Annotated in this window: 12 protein-coding genes; 7 read left to right on the top strand and 5 right to left on the bottom strand. The window is 70.2% G+C overall.

Translation table 11 applies throughout. The features are described from left to right. The first annotated feature begins 2 nt into the window (after positions 1 to 2). The 3 genes from IM770_RS02965 (at position 3) to IM770_RS02955 (ending at position 2862) form a co-directional block, all read left to right on the top strand. Entirely contained in the window at positions 3 to 539 is a 537-nt protein-coding gene (locus tag IM770_RS02965) for a DUF6993 domain-containing protein (protein ID WP_307785357.1), read from the top strand. 126 nt (positions 540 to 665) lie between these two features. After that, positions 666 to 2345 carry an energy-dependent translational throttle protein EttA gene (ettA, locus tag IM770_RS02960; RefSeq protein WP_203579608.1) on the top strand — a complete coding sequence of 560 codons (1680 nt, stop codon included), beginning with the start codon at positions 666 to 668 and terminating at the stop codon, positions 2343 to 2345. Further along, positions 2338 to 2862 carry an acyl-CoA thioesterase gene (locus IM770_RS02955; RefSeq protein ID WP_307785356.1) on the top strand — a complete coding sequence of 175 codons (525 nt, stop codon included), beginning with the start codon at positions 2338 to 2340 and terminating at the stop codon, positions 2860 to 2862. Before ettA ends, IM770_RS02955 begins: the two co-directional genes overlap by 8 nt. 91 nt (positions 2863 to 2953) lie before the next feature. Here IM770_RS02955 and IM770_RS02950 read toward each other — a convergent pair whose 3' ends face one another. Beyond that, entirely contained in the window at positions 2954 to 3799 is an 846-nt protein-coding gene (locus tag IM770_RS02950) for an acyl-CoA thioesterase (RefSeq protein WP_203579878.1), read from the bottom strand. A 110-nt stretch (positions 3800 to 3909) separates the two neighbouring features. On the opposite strand from IM770_RS02950, the gene IM770_RS02945 reads away from it, so the two are divergent. Further along, positions 3910 to 4587, top strand: coding sequence for a DUF8185 domain-containing protein (locus IM770_RS02945; protein WP_203579607.1), 678 nt, complete (start codon positions 3910 to 3912; stop codon positions 4585 to 4587). 87 nt (positions 4588 to 4674) lie between these two features. Here the strand turns inward: IM770_RS02945 and IM770_RS02940 are convergent, their stop codons facing one another. From IM770_RS02940 to pepN, 4 genes are all read right to left on the bottom strand, one after another. After that, on the bottom strand, positions 4675 to 6339 hold the full coding sequence (locus tag IM770_RS02940; RefSeq protein ID WP_203579606.1) for an FAD-binding dehydrogenase: 1665 nt from the start codon (positions 6337 to 6339) through the stop codon (positions 4675 to 4677). 44 nt (positions 6340 to 6383) lie between these two features. Next, positions 6384 to 6926 carry a globin gene (locus IM770_RS02935; protein WP_203579605.1) on the bottom strand — a complete coding sequence of 181 codons (543 nt, stop codon included), beginning with the start codon at positions 6924 to 6926 and terminating at the stop codon, positions 6384 to 6386. Continuing rightward, complete coding sequence (locus tag IM770_RS02930) at positions 6923 to 8035, bottom strand: mechanosensitive ion channel family protein (protein WP_203579604.1); 1113 nt, start codon at positions 8033 to 8035, stop codon at positions 6923 to 6925. The genes IM770_RS02935 and IM770_RS02930 overlap by 4 nt, the downstream gene beginning before the upstream one ends. A 66-nt stretch (positions 8036 to 8101) precedes the next feature. After that, positions 8102 to 10648: an aminopeptidase N gene (pepN, locus tag IM770_RS02925; protein ID WP_203579603.1), complete on the bottom strand. Its 2547-nt coding sequence runs from the start codon at positions 10646 to 10648 to the stop codon at positions 8102 to 8104. Positions 10649 to 10832: 184 nt separating this feature from the next. Between pepN and IM770_RS02920 the strand changes: the two genes are divergently transcribed. The 3 genes from IM770_RS02920 to IM770_RS02910 all read left to right on the top strand — a co-directional run bounded on the left by IM770_RS02920 (position 10833) and on the right by IM770_RS02910 (position 13717). After that, on the top strand, positions 10833 to 12029 hold the full coding sequence (locus IM770_RS02920) for a ferrochelatase (RefSeq protein ID WP_203579602.1): 1197 nt from the start codon (positions 10833 to 10835) through the stop codon (positions 12027 to 12029). 115 nt (positions 12030 to 12144) lie between these two features. Then, positions 12145 to 12714: a ribose-5-phosphate isomerase gene (locus IM770_RS02915; protein ID WP_203579601.1), complete on the top strand. Its 570-nt coding sequence runs from the start codon at positions 12145 to 12147 to the stop codon at positions 12712 to 12714. Between the two features lie 4 nt (positions 12715 to 12718). After that, positions 12719 to 13717 (top strand): Fpg/Nei family DNA glycosylase, encoded by a 999-nt coding sequence (locus tag IM770_RS02910; RefSeq protein WP_203579600.1) that lies wholly within the window; start codon positions 12719 to 12721, stop codon positions 13715 to 13717. Positions 13718 to 13786 lie beyond the last annotated feature (69 nt).

Raw genomic sequence — 13786 nt, 5'->3', positions numbered from 1 at the left:
CCGTGCCCCGAGACCTCCCGCTTCGCGTCCGCCCCGCGGCTCGGCATCGTCGCGTCACCGGGGGAATGGCGGCGGTCGTGCTGGCAGTCGCGCTGACCGCCTGCACCCCGGGCTCGCCGGAGGAGACCCCCGCTCCCACCGTCACCGAGAGCGACGGCCCGCAGCCGACCGCCGACGTCAGTGCGGCGCCGACGGCGGAGCCCGAGCCGACGCTGGTGCCGGAAGGCACGGCGACCGACAATCAGCCGCTCTTCGCGTCGGTCACCGCCGCCGTGTGGGCATCGGAGAGCAGGGTCCAGGGCCGTGCCTACATCGACGCGCTGACCGCTGCGGGCTTCGACAAGAGCGCCATGCAGGTCACCGAGGACGAGACCACGGTGGGCAATCCCGCCGAGAGCATCCAGTTCTCGGTCCGGTGGGGCGACGAATGCCTCATCGGACAGGTGGGGCCCGCAACCGGCGATCCCGTCACCGCCGTCGTGCCTGTCCTGGCCGAGGGCACGTGCCTGGTCGGCGCAACCCGCCTGATCGACTGGTGACCCCGAGCCCGAGCCCTCCCTGGCGCACGGACGGATCCTCCGGGGCTATCGGGCCTCACGCCCCAGGCCGCGTCGGCCGGTAGGCTGGGACGCTGACGTCTGCTGTCCAAGGAGAACAGAACCCGCATGGCTGAATACATCTACTCGATGGTCCGCGCCCGCAAGGCGGTCGGCGAAAAGCTCATCCTCGACGACGTCACCATGTCGTTCCTCCCCGGTGCGAAGATCGGCATGGTCGGGCCGAACGGCGCCGGCAAGTCGACGATCATCAAGATCATGGCCGGGCTCGACACGCCGTCCAACGGCGAGGCGAAACTCACCCCTGGATTCAGCGTGGGCATCCTGATGCAGGAACCCGAGCTCGACGACTCCAAAACGGTCCTGGAGAACATCCAGGACGGAGTCGCGATCAAGGCGAAGCTCGACCGCTTCAACGAGATCTCTGCACTCATGGCCGACCCCGACGCGGACTTCGACGCGCTGCTGGCGGAGATGGGCGTGCTGCAGGAGGAGATCGACGCCGCCGACGCGTGGGATATCGACTCGCAGCTGGATCAGGCGATGGACGCTCTGCGTACCCCGCCCGGCGACGCATCCGTGGCCAACCTGTCCGGTGGTGAGCGCCGTCGCGTCGCCCTCGCGAAGCTCCTGCTCCAGAAGCCCGATCTGCTCCTCCTCGACGAGCCGACCAACCACCTCGACGCCGAGAGCGTCCTGTGGCTCGAGCAGCACCTCCAGAAGTACAAGGGCGCCGTCATCGCGATCACGCACGATCGGTACTTCCTCGACAACGTCGCGGAGTGGATCGCGGAGGTTGATCGCGGCCGCCTCATCCCGTACGAGGGAAACTACTCCACCTACCTCGAGAAGAAGGCGGAGCGCCTCGCGATCCAAGGCAAGAAGGACGCCAAGCTCGCCAAGCGCCTCGCCGAGGAGCTCGAGTGGGTGCGCTCGAACCAGAAGGGCCGTCAGGCCAAGTCGAAGGCGCGCCTCGCGCGGTACGAGGAGATGGCGGCCGAGGCCGACCGGACGCGGAAGCTCGACTTCGAAGAGATCCAGATCCCGCCGGGGCCGCGCCTGGGCAGCATCGTGATCGACGCCAAGAAGCTGCAGAAGGGCTTCGACGGCCGGTCGCTCATCGACGGCTTGAGCTTCAGCCTTCCCCCGAACGGGATCGTCGGCGTCATCGGTCCGAACGGCGTCGGCAAGACGACGCTCTTCAAGACCATCGTGGGTCTCGAGCCGCTCGACGGCGGAGATCTGAAGATCGGCGAGACGGTCAAGATCAGCTACGTCGACCAGTCGCGGTCGAACATCGACCCGAACAAGACGCTGTGGGAGGTCGTGTCCGACGGACTCGACTTCATCCAGGTCGGGAAGGTCGAGATCCCGTCGCGCGCCTACGTGTCGAAGTTCGGCTTCAAGGGACCGGACCAGCAGAAGAAGGCCGGCGTGCTGTCGGGCGGTGAGCGCAACCGTCTCAACCTGGCGCTGACGCTCAAGGAGGGCGGCAACCTGCTGCTCCTCGACGAGCCCACCAACGACCTCGACGTCGAGACGCTCCAGTCGCTCGAGAACGCGCTGCTCGAGTTCCCGGGCTGCGCGGTGGTCATCACGCACGACCGGTGGTTCCTGGACCGCATCGCGACGCACATCCTCGCCTACGAGGGCACCGACGAGGACCCCGACAACTGGTACTGGTTCGAGGGCAACTTCGAGGCGTACGAGGCCAACAAGATCGAGCGCCTCGGCGCGGAGGCGGCCCGGCCGCACCGCACCGCCTACCGCAAGCTGACGCGTGACTGACACCGGTGACGCGGTGGTCGTTCCCCCACGGGGCGACCACCGCCTCCACATCCCCATCCACCTGCGCTGGGGCGACCTCGACGCGTTCAACCACGTCAACAACACGTCGATGCTGAAGCTCCTCGAAGAGGCGCGCGTGCGAGCGTTCTGGCTGCCGGAGCCGGGCGAGGACGCACCGGCGACCGCGGTGCTCGACTCGAGTATCTTCAGCGGGATGCTCACGCTCATCGCACGTCAGGAGATCGAGTACCTCGCCCCCGTGCCGTATCAGCGGCATCCGCTCGACGTCCAGATGTGGTTCGGCAAGCTCGGCGGCTCGAGCATCGAGGTCTGCTACGAGGTGTGCAGCCCGCGGGAGTCCAGCGCCGCGACCGGACAGACGGTCTACGCGCGGGCCACGACGGTGGTCGTGAAGGTGGATGCCGAGACCGGACGTCCGCTGCGGCTGTCGGCCGAGGAGCGCGCCGCGTGGGAGCCCTACCTCGGCGAGCCTCTCCGCTACGCGCACCGCCGCTGAGATCGCGTCGCCTGAGATCGCGTCGCCTGAGAGCGCACCGCGGTGGAGACGGATCGCCGCCGGTGCTGTCCGTCGGCGCGTGCCGCAGCGCTCACTCCTGGGGGACCCGGACCATGATCTCCTGCGCCACGCTGGCCAGGAGCGTGCCGTCGGCGGCGTAGATGCGCCCCGTGGCGAGTCCTCGGCCGCCGCGGGCGCTCGGCGATTCCTGGACGTACAGCATCCATTCGTCCACCCGGCCGAACCGGTGCCACCACATGGCGTGATCAAGGCTCGCCAGCTTCAGCCCGCGCGTGGCCCACGGCACCCCGTGGGCGCGGAGGATCGACTCCTGGATCGTCAGGTCGCTGAGGTAGGCCAGGGCGGCGCGGTGAAGCGCCGGGTCGTCGGGGATCTGCCGCCGCACGCGCATCCAGACCGCCTGTCGGGGCGCGCGCTCACCGTCCACCCTCGCGTAGATCGGCGAAGGGATGTGCCGCAGATCGACGGGTCGGTCGATGAAGAGCCGCTTCGACATCGGGTGGAGGCCGTGGAGGTGGGCCTCGATGTCGGGAAGATCGTCGGGACCGGGAATGTCTTCCGGCATCGGGGCCTGGTGCTCGAGGCCGGGGTCCTCATCCTGGAACGACGCGATCATGGAGAAGATCGGCACACCCTCTTGGAAAGCCTGCGTGCGACGGGTCGAGAAGGATCGCCCGTCGTGGATGCGGTCGACCGCGAAGGTGATGCCCTTCGCCGAATCGCCGGGGCGGAGGAAGTAGCCGTGCATGGAGTGCACGACGCGGTCCTCGGGGATCGTGCGCGACGCCGCCACGATGGACTGCGCGAGCACCTGACCGCCGTATACGCGACCCAGCGGCATCGACTGAGACGATCCGGTGAAGATGTCTTCCGTGGTGCGCGCGTTCGATGCGCTGAGGTCGATCACCGACAGCATCGAGGCCACCGGATCCCGCTCGGGTTCGACCTCGGCGTACGGCTCGGCGTCCACGGCTCTCCTCTCCGGGGCGCGGTCGCCCGTCGGTCCGCTTGGTAGCTTAGAGGGCGATGCCACCTCGCCTTCTGCTCGCCGACCCCGAGTCCGCCGCCGACGCGGTCACCTTCGCCGGGCGGGCCGCCCGGTTCACCGTGGAGGGCGTTCGCCTGCAGGCGTCCGGTGGTGTCCTGGCGATGACCGCAGCGCCCCTCGCACCCCGCGGATTCGGCGACCCGACGCCCACCGTGCTCGCGCTGCGCACGCTCGCCGCCGACCCCGAGCTGGTGTGCGACCTCGTCGTCGAGGCATCCGCTCTGTCCGTCACGCCCGACGACCCACGCGCGCTGACACTGCCCGACACGGCGCTTTCACCCGCGTGGGCGGGCATCGCGCCGCCCCGCAGCGGCTGGCAGCCGCGCGAGGGCATCGAGGCGTCGACGCTCGCCGCCAAGGCCCAGGGCGGCATCGCGCGCGTCGCCGACACCGTGCCGACCGACGCGGGCGAAGACGTCGTCCGCGCGGTGCGCGCCGCGGTGTGGGGGGCACCCGACGACGAGCTCGGCGGACTGCCGCTCGGCGCGGCGTTCGCCGCGCTGAGCCTCGGCTTCATCAGCGGCGGCGAGACCGCCCGCGTCTTCGGCAGCGGTCCGTGGACCCGCGTGAGCCTGGACCGCGGTCACGTGCTCGTCCGAGGCCCGGTGGCCTCCGGGCTGACCCCGGTACGCCGCACCGGAGCGTCGACGGACTGACCCCTGGGGCCGGCTGCCCGCCGGCGCGACACCGCCGACACACGCGGGTCTCAGACCGCGGTGGCCGCGGGCGTCAGACCGCGGGCCTCACACCGCGGCGGCCGCCGCGCGCCCCGCGACGCGGCCCGAGAAGAGGCATCCTCCCACGAACGTGCCCTCCAGAGCTCGGTAGCCGTGCACGCCGCCGCCGCCGAAGCCGCTCGCCTCGCCCGCGGCGTACAGCCCCGGCACCGCCTCGCCGCCGGCGCCCAAGGCGCGCCCCGCCAGGTCGGTCTCGATGCCACCCAGCGACTTGCGCGTCAGCACATGCAGCTTCACCGCGATGAGGGGACCGGACTTCGGGTCCAGGATCCTGTGCGGGGTGGCGGTGCGGATGATCCTGTCGCCGCGGAAGGCGCGCGCGGAGCGCAGCATGGCGATCTGCGCGTCCTTCGTGAAGTCGTTGTCGATCTCGCGGTCGCGGGCCTCGACCTCCACGCGCACGCGGTCGGCGTCGAGGAGGTCGCCCCCGGGCAGCGCCTGCATGCCGGCGATGAGCTCGTCGAGCGTGTCGCGCACGACGAAGTCGGCGCCCTGATCCATGAAGGCCTGCACCGGGCCCGATGCGCCCTTGCCCAGCCGCGACTTCGCCAGCAGGCGCACGTCCTTGCCGGTGAGGTCGGGGTTCTGCTCGCTTCCCGAGAGCGTGAACTCCTTCTCGATGATCTTCTGCGACAGCACGAACCACGAGTGGTCGTGGCCCGTCGCCCGCAGGTGGGCGAGCGTGCCGAGTGTGTCGAAACCGGGGAACAGCGGCACCGGCAGTCGCGTTCCGGTGGCGTCCAGCCAGACCGACGACGGGCCGGGAAGGATGCGGATGCCGTGATCCGGCCACACCGGATCCCAGTTCTGGATGCCCTCGACGTAGTGCCACATGCGGTCGCCGTTGATGAGTCGGGCACCGGCCGCCGCCGACACCGGCTGCATCGACCCGTCGACGTACGCCGGCACGCCGGTCACCATCGTCGCCGGGGGAGTGCCGAGGCGTTCCGGCCACCACTGACGCACGAGGTCGTGATTGCCCCCGATGCCCCCGGAGGCCACGATGGTGGCGGCCGCGGTGATCTCGAACGCGTCGACCACCTCACGGGAGCTGGCCGCACCGCGCGCGGCTCCGGAGGGAGCGAGGATGTCACCTGCGGCGCCCGTGACGACGCCGTCGGTGACGGTCAACGACGTCACGCGGTGCCGGGGCAGGATCGTCACGCGACCTTCTGCCTCCGCGGCCTCCACCGCCGCCTGGAAGGGCGCGACGATGCCGGGGCCGGTGCCCCACGTGATGTGGAAGCGCGGGACCGAGTTGCCCGGGCCGGTCGCGGTGTAGCCGCCGCGCTCGGCCCAGCCGACGATCGGGAAGAAGCCGACGCCCTTCTCGCGCAGCCACGACCGCTTCTCCTCGTGCGCGAACTGAAGGTAGGCCTCCGCCCAGCGGCGCGGCCACAGATCCTCTTCTCGGTCGAAGCCCGCGTTGCCGAACCAGTCCTGCCGCGCGAGCTCGAGCGAGTCGCGGATCCCCAGCCGGCGCTGTTCGGGTGAGTCGATGAAGAACAGCCCGCCGAACGACCACCACGCCTGACCGCCGAGGTTCGAGCGCGGCTCCTGGTCGACGATGACGACGCGCTTGCCTGCGGCCGCGGCTTCGGCCGTGGCGACGAGGCCGGCGAGACCCCATCCGATGACGAGGATGTCGGTGTGGTGGGCGGCGGGGGGCATGTCGACTCCTTCGTCGGCGAGGGGCGGGTGGCGAAGCGAGATGCTCAGCGAGGATGGTCGGATTCCGCCGGCGGCACCGCGGTGACCGGCAGCGAGACGGCGGGACGCGCTCCCGCGGACGGACCGATCCCCGAGGGCTCGAACGTGTTCACCATGGCATGTGCGGCACGCTGCAGGTAATCCCACAGCGTCGCCTCGTGCAGGGGCGGCAGATCGAGCTCATCGACCGCCGCGCGCATGTGCGCCAGCCAGCGGTCGCGCGCGTCGGGGTCGACGTGGAAGGGCGCGTGGCGCATGCGCAGGCGCGGGTGACCGCGCTGCTCGCTGTACGTGGTGGGGCCGCCCCAGTACTGCTCGAGGAACATCGTGAGGCGCACCTTGGCGGGGCCGAGGTCCTCCTCCGGGTACATCGGCTTCAGCACCTCGTCGCCGGCGACGCCGCGGTAGAACACGTCGACGAGCCGCACGAACGTGTCGTGGCCGCCGATCTCGTCGTAGAAGCTGAGGGGCGTCGGGGTGACGGTCTCGCCCCCGGCCGCCTGCTGCGAACCGTCGGCCCGAGAGCCGGGTGTGTGCGAATCGGTCATGGCGTTCCTCCGGGCTTCGAGCCGGGATCCTGATCGGGAGCGGGCGGCGACGCCTTCTTGCCGGTGCGCTTGGGCTTCCACACCGCGCCGCCCGGCGCGGACGTGACGGGCGTCGGCTTGGTCTTCGGGGGGTTCGCGCCCCGCACGCGCTGAGCGCCCTCGAGACCGCTCGGCATGACGGCGGTCAGGGCGGGCAGCGTGATGCCCATCTCGTCGATGGCGTGCTTCAGTCGCATCCGCAGCTCGCGTGCGACGTCGTCCTTCGCGTTGGCCCGGGTCTTCATCACCAGGCGGATCACCAGCGCATCGCCCGAGATCGACTCGAGACCCCAGACCTCGGGCTGCTCGAGGATGCGGGTGCGCCACTTCGGATCCTTCGCCAGCCCCCTGGCCGTCTCGAGCATGGCCCGCTCGACCTCGTCGATGTCGGAGTCGGTCGCCACCGAGAGATCGATGATGACGCGCGACCACCCCTGCGACAGGTTGCCGATGCGCGTGATCTCGCCGTTGCGGACGTACCAGAGCGTGCCGTTGACGTCGCGGACGTGGGTGACCCGCACGCTCACGTACTCGACGATGCCGGTCGCGAGCCCGAGGTCGACGACGTCGCCGATCCCGACCTGATCCTCCGCGACGATGAAGATGCCGTTGAGCACGTCCTTCACGATGTTCTGAGCGCCGAAGCCGAGGCCGGCGCCGATCGCGGCGGTCAGCAGCGTCAGCGACGCGAATGCCGACGGCGCGAGCACGTTGATGATCAGCAGGAGCGCGATGATCACGATCGTCACGTTGACGACGTTGTGCAGGATCGAGCCGAGCGTGCGGGTGCGCTGCACGAGACGCACGGAAGCGAGCGGCGATCGCTCGAGCGCCTGCGTGTCGTCGACGTTGGCCTTGTTCTTCGCGCCGTTGACGATGCGACCGACGACCCTGCGGATCACGAACTTCAGGATCCAGGCGACGATGATCGCGCCGACGATGATCCCGGCGACGGCGAGGAGCCTGAGGCCCGCCTCCACGAAGAACGCTCCGACTTCCGTCCAGAACTCGGCCGTGACGATGGCAGGCGTTTCGGGCGGTGTCGTGGTGTCGAGGAGAACGCTGTTCATCGTGTCGATCCTAAGACGGATGCCCCGGTCCCGTCTGAGAGCGGGGCCGGGGCATCCGTGTTGCGGTTACTGCGCGTCGCGGTCCTGCACCGACAGTGCGCGCTCGACGCCGGCGAGGTTCTCCGCCACGAGACGGCGGAGCGCCGGCGCGGCGTCGGCGTGAGCCTCGAGCCACGCGCGCGTGGCGTCGCGGAGCGCGACGTTCGCGAGCGGGGCCGGGTACAGACCCACGATCAGGTACTGCGCGATCTGGTACGTGCGCGAGTCCCAGATTGGCAGCAGCGCCTCGAAGTAGCGCCCGACGAAGCCCTCCAGCAGATCGCGGCCGGCGGGGTGCGTGAAGCCCGCCGCGGCGGCGCGCACGATCGTGTTCGGCTGGTCGTCGCTGTCGACGAGCGACGACCACGCGGCCGCCTTGGCCTCGGCCGACGGCAGCGCAGCCTTGGCCTGCGCGGCGAATTCGCCGCCCTTGGCGGTGTTGTCGGCGGCAAGGGCCTCATCGATGTCGGCAGCGGTGACGGCACCGCCGGCGGCGAGAGAGACGAGCAGCTGCCACGACAGATCGGTGTCGATCGCGAGGTCGGCGAACGCCACCTCGCCGTCGCGCACCTGGCGCACCTTGTCCCACTGTCCAGGGGTGGCCGCCGCCGAGGCGAACGCCGTGACGAACTGCAGCTGGCTGTCGCTGCCGGCCTCGGCGCCCTGCGCGAGCTCCCACAGCGCGTCGGCGACCTTCTGACGCGTCAGGTCGCGCTTCTCGGGCGCCACATAGGAGTTGGCGGCGAGCAGCAGCTGCGCGAGCGTCGTGCGAACGGTGGTCGACTCGGTCTCGGCGCCGATGTTGCGCAGCACGAGGTCGACGTAGTCCGACGCGGATGCCTCGGCATCGCGCGTCTGGTCCCACGCGGCACCCCACACCAGCGACCGTGCGAGCGGGTCGCTGATCTTGGCGAGGTGATCGATCGCGGTCTGCAGCGACTTGTCGTCGAGGCGGATCTTCGCGTACGCCAGGTCCTCGTCGTTCAGCAGCACCAGAGCCGGGCGCTTGCGCCCCTTGAGCTCGGGGACCTCGGTGAGATCGCCGTCGACGTCGAGCTCGACGTGGTGCACACGCACCAGCGCGTCGCCCTCGAGCTCGTAGAAGCCGACACCCAGGCGGTGCGGGCGGATCGTGGGGTAGTCGGCCGGCGCGGTCTGCACGATCGCGAAGCGAGTGATGACGCCGTCGACATCGGTCACGATCTCGGGCGAGAGCGTGTTGACCCCGGCGGTCTCGAGCCACTTCTTCGACCACGTGGACAGTTCACGGCCGCTGGTGACCTCGAGCTCGGAGAGCAGGTCCGACAGCTCGGTGTTCGACCACTCGTGCTTCTTGAAGTAGGCGGCGACGCCCGCGAAGAAGGCCTCGATGCCGACCCACGCGGCCAGCTGCTTGAGCACCGAGCCGCCCTTGGCGTAGGTGATGCCGTCGAAGTTGACCTGCACGTCCTCCAGATCATTGATCTGCGCGACGACGGGGTGCGTCGAGGGGAGCTGGTCCTGGCGGTAGGCCCAGGTCTTCTCCATGGCGTTGAAGGTGGTCCACGCCTCCGTCCACTCGGTCGCTTCGGCGGTGGCGATGGTCGACGCCCACTCGGCGAACGACTCGTTGAGCCACAGGTCGTTCCACCACTTCATCGTGACGAGGTCGCCGAACCACATGTGGGCGAGCTCGTGCAGGATCGTGACGACGCGACGCTCCTTGACGGCATCCGTCACCTTCGAGCGGAACACGTACGTCTCGGTGAAGGTGACCGCTCCGGCGTTCTCCATCGCACCCGCGTTGAACTCCGGCACGAAGAGCTGGTCGTACTTGGCGAACGGGTACGCGTAGTCGAACTTCTCCTCGAAGTACGAGAAGCCCTGCCGCGTCTTGTCGAAGATGTAGTCGGCGTCGAGGTACTGCCACAGGCTCTTGCGGCCGTACACGCCCAGCGGGATCACGCGGCCCGATGAGCTGGTCAGCTCGGAGAACGTCGCCTCGTAGGGGCCCGCGATGAGCGCCGTGATGTACGACGAGATGCGCGGGGTCGGCTCGAAGCGCCAGGTCGCGGTGCCGTCGCCATGTTTCTTCGGCTCGGGCGTGGGGGAGTTGGAGACGACCTTCCACGGTTCGGGCGCCGTCACGGTGAAGGCGAACGTCGCCTTCAGATCGGGCTGCTCGAACACCGCGTACATGCGGCGGGAGTCCGGCACCTCGAACTGCGAGTAGAGGTACACCTCGCCGTCGACGGGGTCGACGAAGCGGTGCAGGCCCTCACCGGTGTTGGTGTAGAGGCAGTCGGCGTCGATCACGAGCTCGTTCTCGGCCGCGAGGTCGTCCAGCGCGATGCGCGAGTCGGCGAAGGCGGCGGCGGGGTCGATCGACCGGCCGTTGAGGGTGATCTCGCGCACCTCGCGGGCGATGAGGTCGATGAACGTCGCGGCACCGGGCGTCGCGGTGAAGCGGACGACGGAGCGGGATCCGAAGACCTCGCCCCCCTTCGTGAGGTCCAGCGCGACGTCGTACGACTGGGTGTCGACGATCGCGCGGCGCTCCTGCGCCTCGATGCGGGTGAGGTTCTCTCCAGGCACTGCTTTGGCTCCTGTGGGTGAGGATGGCTGAGGATGTCGATGGCCCGTCGGGCGGACCCTCGATCCGGCGGCCGCCACCAGCGCTGCTGGCACCGGTGACAACCGTCCCAGCCTATGCCAGCCACCCTCCGGAACGACCGATCCGGTGGCAGAAACCTGGCGCCGGCGGTGTCAGGATGGAGGGGTGACCTCCCCCGAGCAGCACGTCCCGTTCGCCTCACCCGCCGCCGCCTCGGGTTCGCCCCACGTGGAGCAGCCCGTCGCCTACGACGGTCTCCTGCTCGCCGGCTTCGGCGGTCCCGAGGGTCAGGACGATGTCATCCCGTTCCTGCGCAACGTCACACGCGGGCGCGGGATCCCCGACGAGCGCCTCGAAGAGGTCGCGCACCACTACCGCCACTTCGGCGGCGTGAGCCCCATCAACGCGCAGAACCGCGCGCTCAAGACCGCACTGGAGGCGGAGCTCGCACGCCGCGGGATCGATCTGCCGGTGTACTGGGGCAACCGCAACTGGGCGCCCTACCTCGACGAGGCGGTGTCGGATGCCGCGGCTGCCGGTGACACGCGACTCCTGGGCCTCGCGACCAGCGCGTACTCCTCGTTCTCGAGCTGCCGTCAGTACCGCGAGGACTTCGCGCGCGTGCTGAGCGAGACCGGTCTGGCCGGCACGGTCACCATCGACAAGGTGCGCCAGTTCTTCGACCACCCCGGATTCGTCCAGCCCTTCGTCGACGGCGTCCGCGATGCCGTGGCGGGCTTCCTCGCCGACGGCATCGCTCCGGAGGGCATCCGGGTGCTGTTCTCGACGCACAGCATCCCGACCGCGGATGCCGAGCGCTCCGGTCCGCGCGAGGGCGACGAGCTGCACCGCGACCTCGGTGAGGGCGGCGCGTACGCCGCACAGCACCTCGCCGTCGCCGAGGTGGTCATGGCCGCCGTCGCGGCCGAGGTGCCCGGCGCCGAGCAGGTCGCGTGGGACCTCGTCTACCAGTCCCGTTCGGGGCCGCCCTCGCAGCCCTGGCTGGAGCCCGATGTCAACGACGTGATCGCCGAGCTGCCGGCGGCGGGCGTGCAGGCGGTCGCGATCGTTCCCCTCGGCTTCATGAGCGACCACATGGAGGTGCTGTGGGACCTCGACACGGAGGCGATGGATGCCGCCGCCGAGGCGGGCATCCGCGCGGTGCGCACGCCCACGCCCGGTGTCGACCCCGTCTTCGTCTCTGGTCTGATCGACCTCGTCGAGGAGCGGCTGAACGGAACTCCCGCCGCGGAGCGTCCGCACCGGACGGATCTCGGACCGTGGTTCGACGTCTGCCGCCCGGGCTGCTGCGAGAACGTGCGCGCGGGCTTCAAGCCGGCCGCCGCCGGCATCGCTCCCTGAGCGGCGCCCCCTGAACGGCGCCCCCCTGAGCGGCGCCCACCCCGGCGTCGCGGCACCGCCGGCGGTCGCGGCATCCGTGGTCCCACTGCCTCCGCGCCTCCCTAGGATTGACCCCATGCGCATCCACATCGCGACCGATCACGCCGGCCTCGAGTTCTCGACGCAGCTGCAGCACCATCTCGCCGCCGCGGGTCACGAGGTCGTCGACCACGGCCCGATCGAGTACGACCCGCTCGACGACTACCCGGCCTTCTGCATCCGTGCCGCCCAGGCGGTCGTCCGCGACCAGGCGGCCGGCATCGAGACGCTCGGGGTCGTCTTCGGCGGGTCCGGCAACGGCGAGCAGATCGCCGCCAACAAGGTCGTCGGCGTGCGCGCCGCCCTCGCGTGGAGCATCGCCACCGCCGAGCTCGCACGGGAGCACAACGACGCGAACGTCATCGCGATCGGCGCACGCCAGCACACGTTCGACGAGGCCACCACGTTCATCGACCGCTTCATCGCCACGCCGTTCTCGGGCGAGGAGCGTCACGCCCGCCGCATCGCGCAGCTCGCCGCGTACGAGCAGGACGGCTCGCTCGAGCCCGACCCGCGCGTCACCCCTCGACAGGCTCAGGACCCGGCTGAGGGCCGGCCGGACGTCCTCGCCGCCGACGACAGCACGTTCGACCCCGAAGCCGGCTGAGTCGATGCCCGAGGGCCATTCCGTCCACCGCATCGCCCGCCAGTTCGACCGCAACGTCGTCGGCCGCCTCGTCTCGGCGTCGAGCCCGCAGGGGCGCTTCGCCGAGGGCGCGGCGGTGATCAGCGGACGTACCGCGACGGCCGTTCGGGCGGTGGGCAAGCAGATGTTCCTCGAGTTCGACGACGACCTGTGGCTCCGCGTGCACCTCGGCATGTACGGCGCGTGGGACTTCGCGGGCGAGATTGTCGTCGATCCCACCATCGCGTCCGCCAACGGGCGCATGGGCCAGACCAACCAGCGGGGCACCGACCTGCCCGAGCCGATCCTCGATTCGGCAGGGGAGAACTCGCTCACCTCGATCGGCGCCCCTCGTCGCACCCGGGTGCACGTGCGCATGTCGGAGCAGACGACCGGACTCGCCGACGACGGTGAGCAGTGGCCGCCGCCGGTCGTGGGCCAGGTGCGCCTGCGGCTGCTGACCGAGGTGACGTGCGCCGATCTGCGGGGTCCCACCGCGTGCGAGCTGCAGACGGCCGACGAGGTCGCCGCGACCATCGCCAAGCTCGGTCCCGACCCGCTCGTGGACGACGTCGCCGAGGGGGAAGAGCGGTTCACGGCCGTCGTGCGGCGCAAGCCGACCCCGATCGGGCTGCTGCTGATGGACCAGACCGTCGTCAGCGGGATCGGCAACGTCTACCGTGCCGAACTGCTGTTCCGGGCGCGTCAGAACCCGCACACGCCCGGGCGGGAGGTCCGCGAGGAGGTCGTCCGCGACATCTGGCGGGACTGGGTCGGGCTGCTGTCGATCGGTGTCGAGACCGGCCAGATGATGACGATGGACGACCTCGACCCCGAGGCATACCGCAAGGCCATGGCCAGCCGTGACGACCGCCATTGGGTCTACCACCGTGCGGGCTTGCCGTGCCGCGTCTGCGGGACGGAGATCGTGGTCGAAGAGGTTGCCACGCGCAAGCTGTACTGGTGCCCCAGCTGCCAGGCCTGACCTCCAGGTTTCGAGTCGCGCACTTTGCGGGAATCCGAGGTGCAAAGCCGCGAAGTGCGCGATTCGAAA

The organism is Microbacterium hibisci (assembly GCF_015278255.1).
Classification (GTDB): domain Bacteria; phylum Actinomycetota; class Actinomycetes; order Actinomycetales; family Microbacteriaceae; genus Microbacterium; species Microbacterium hibisci.
The sequence above is the reverse complement of the archived record's forward strand: the minus strand, read 5'-3'. Positions and strand labels throughout refer to the sequence as shown.

Bases quoted from the DNA above. Each gene is read 5' to 3' on its own strand.
- ettA (WP_203579608.1), top strand. From the start codon at position 666: ATGGCTGAATACATCTACTCGATGGTCCGCGCCCGCAAGGCGGTCGGC.
- IM770_RS02950 (WP_203579878.1), bottom strand. From the start codon at position 3,799: ATGCTGTCGGTGATCGACCTCAGCGCATCGAACGCGCGCACCACGGAA.
- IM770_RS02945 (WP_203579607.1), top strand. From the start codon at position 3,910: ATGCCACCTCGCCTTCTGCTCGCCGACCCCGAGTCCGCCGCCGACGCG.
- IM770_RS02940 (WP_203579606.1), bottom strand. From the start codon at position 6,339: ATGCCCCCCGCCGCCCACCACACCGACATCCTCGTCATCGGATGGGGT.
- IM770_RS02935 (WP_203579605.1), bottom strand. From the start codon at position 6,926: ATGACCGATTCGCACACACCCGGCTCTCGGGCCGACGGTTCGCAGCAG.
- IM770_RS02930 (WP_203579604.1), bottom strand. From the start codon at position 8,035: ATGAACAGCGTTCTCCTCGACACCACGACACCGCCCGAAACGCCTGCC.
- IM770_RS02915 (WP_203579601.1), top strand. From the start codon at position 12,145: ATGCGCATCCACATCGCGACCGATCACGCCGGCCTCGAGTTCTCGACG.
- IM770_RS02910 (WP_203579600.1), top strand. From the start codon at position 12,719: ATGCCCGAGGGCCATTCCGTCCACCGCATCGCCCGCCAGTTCGACCGC.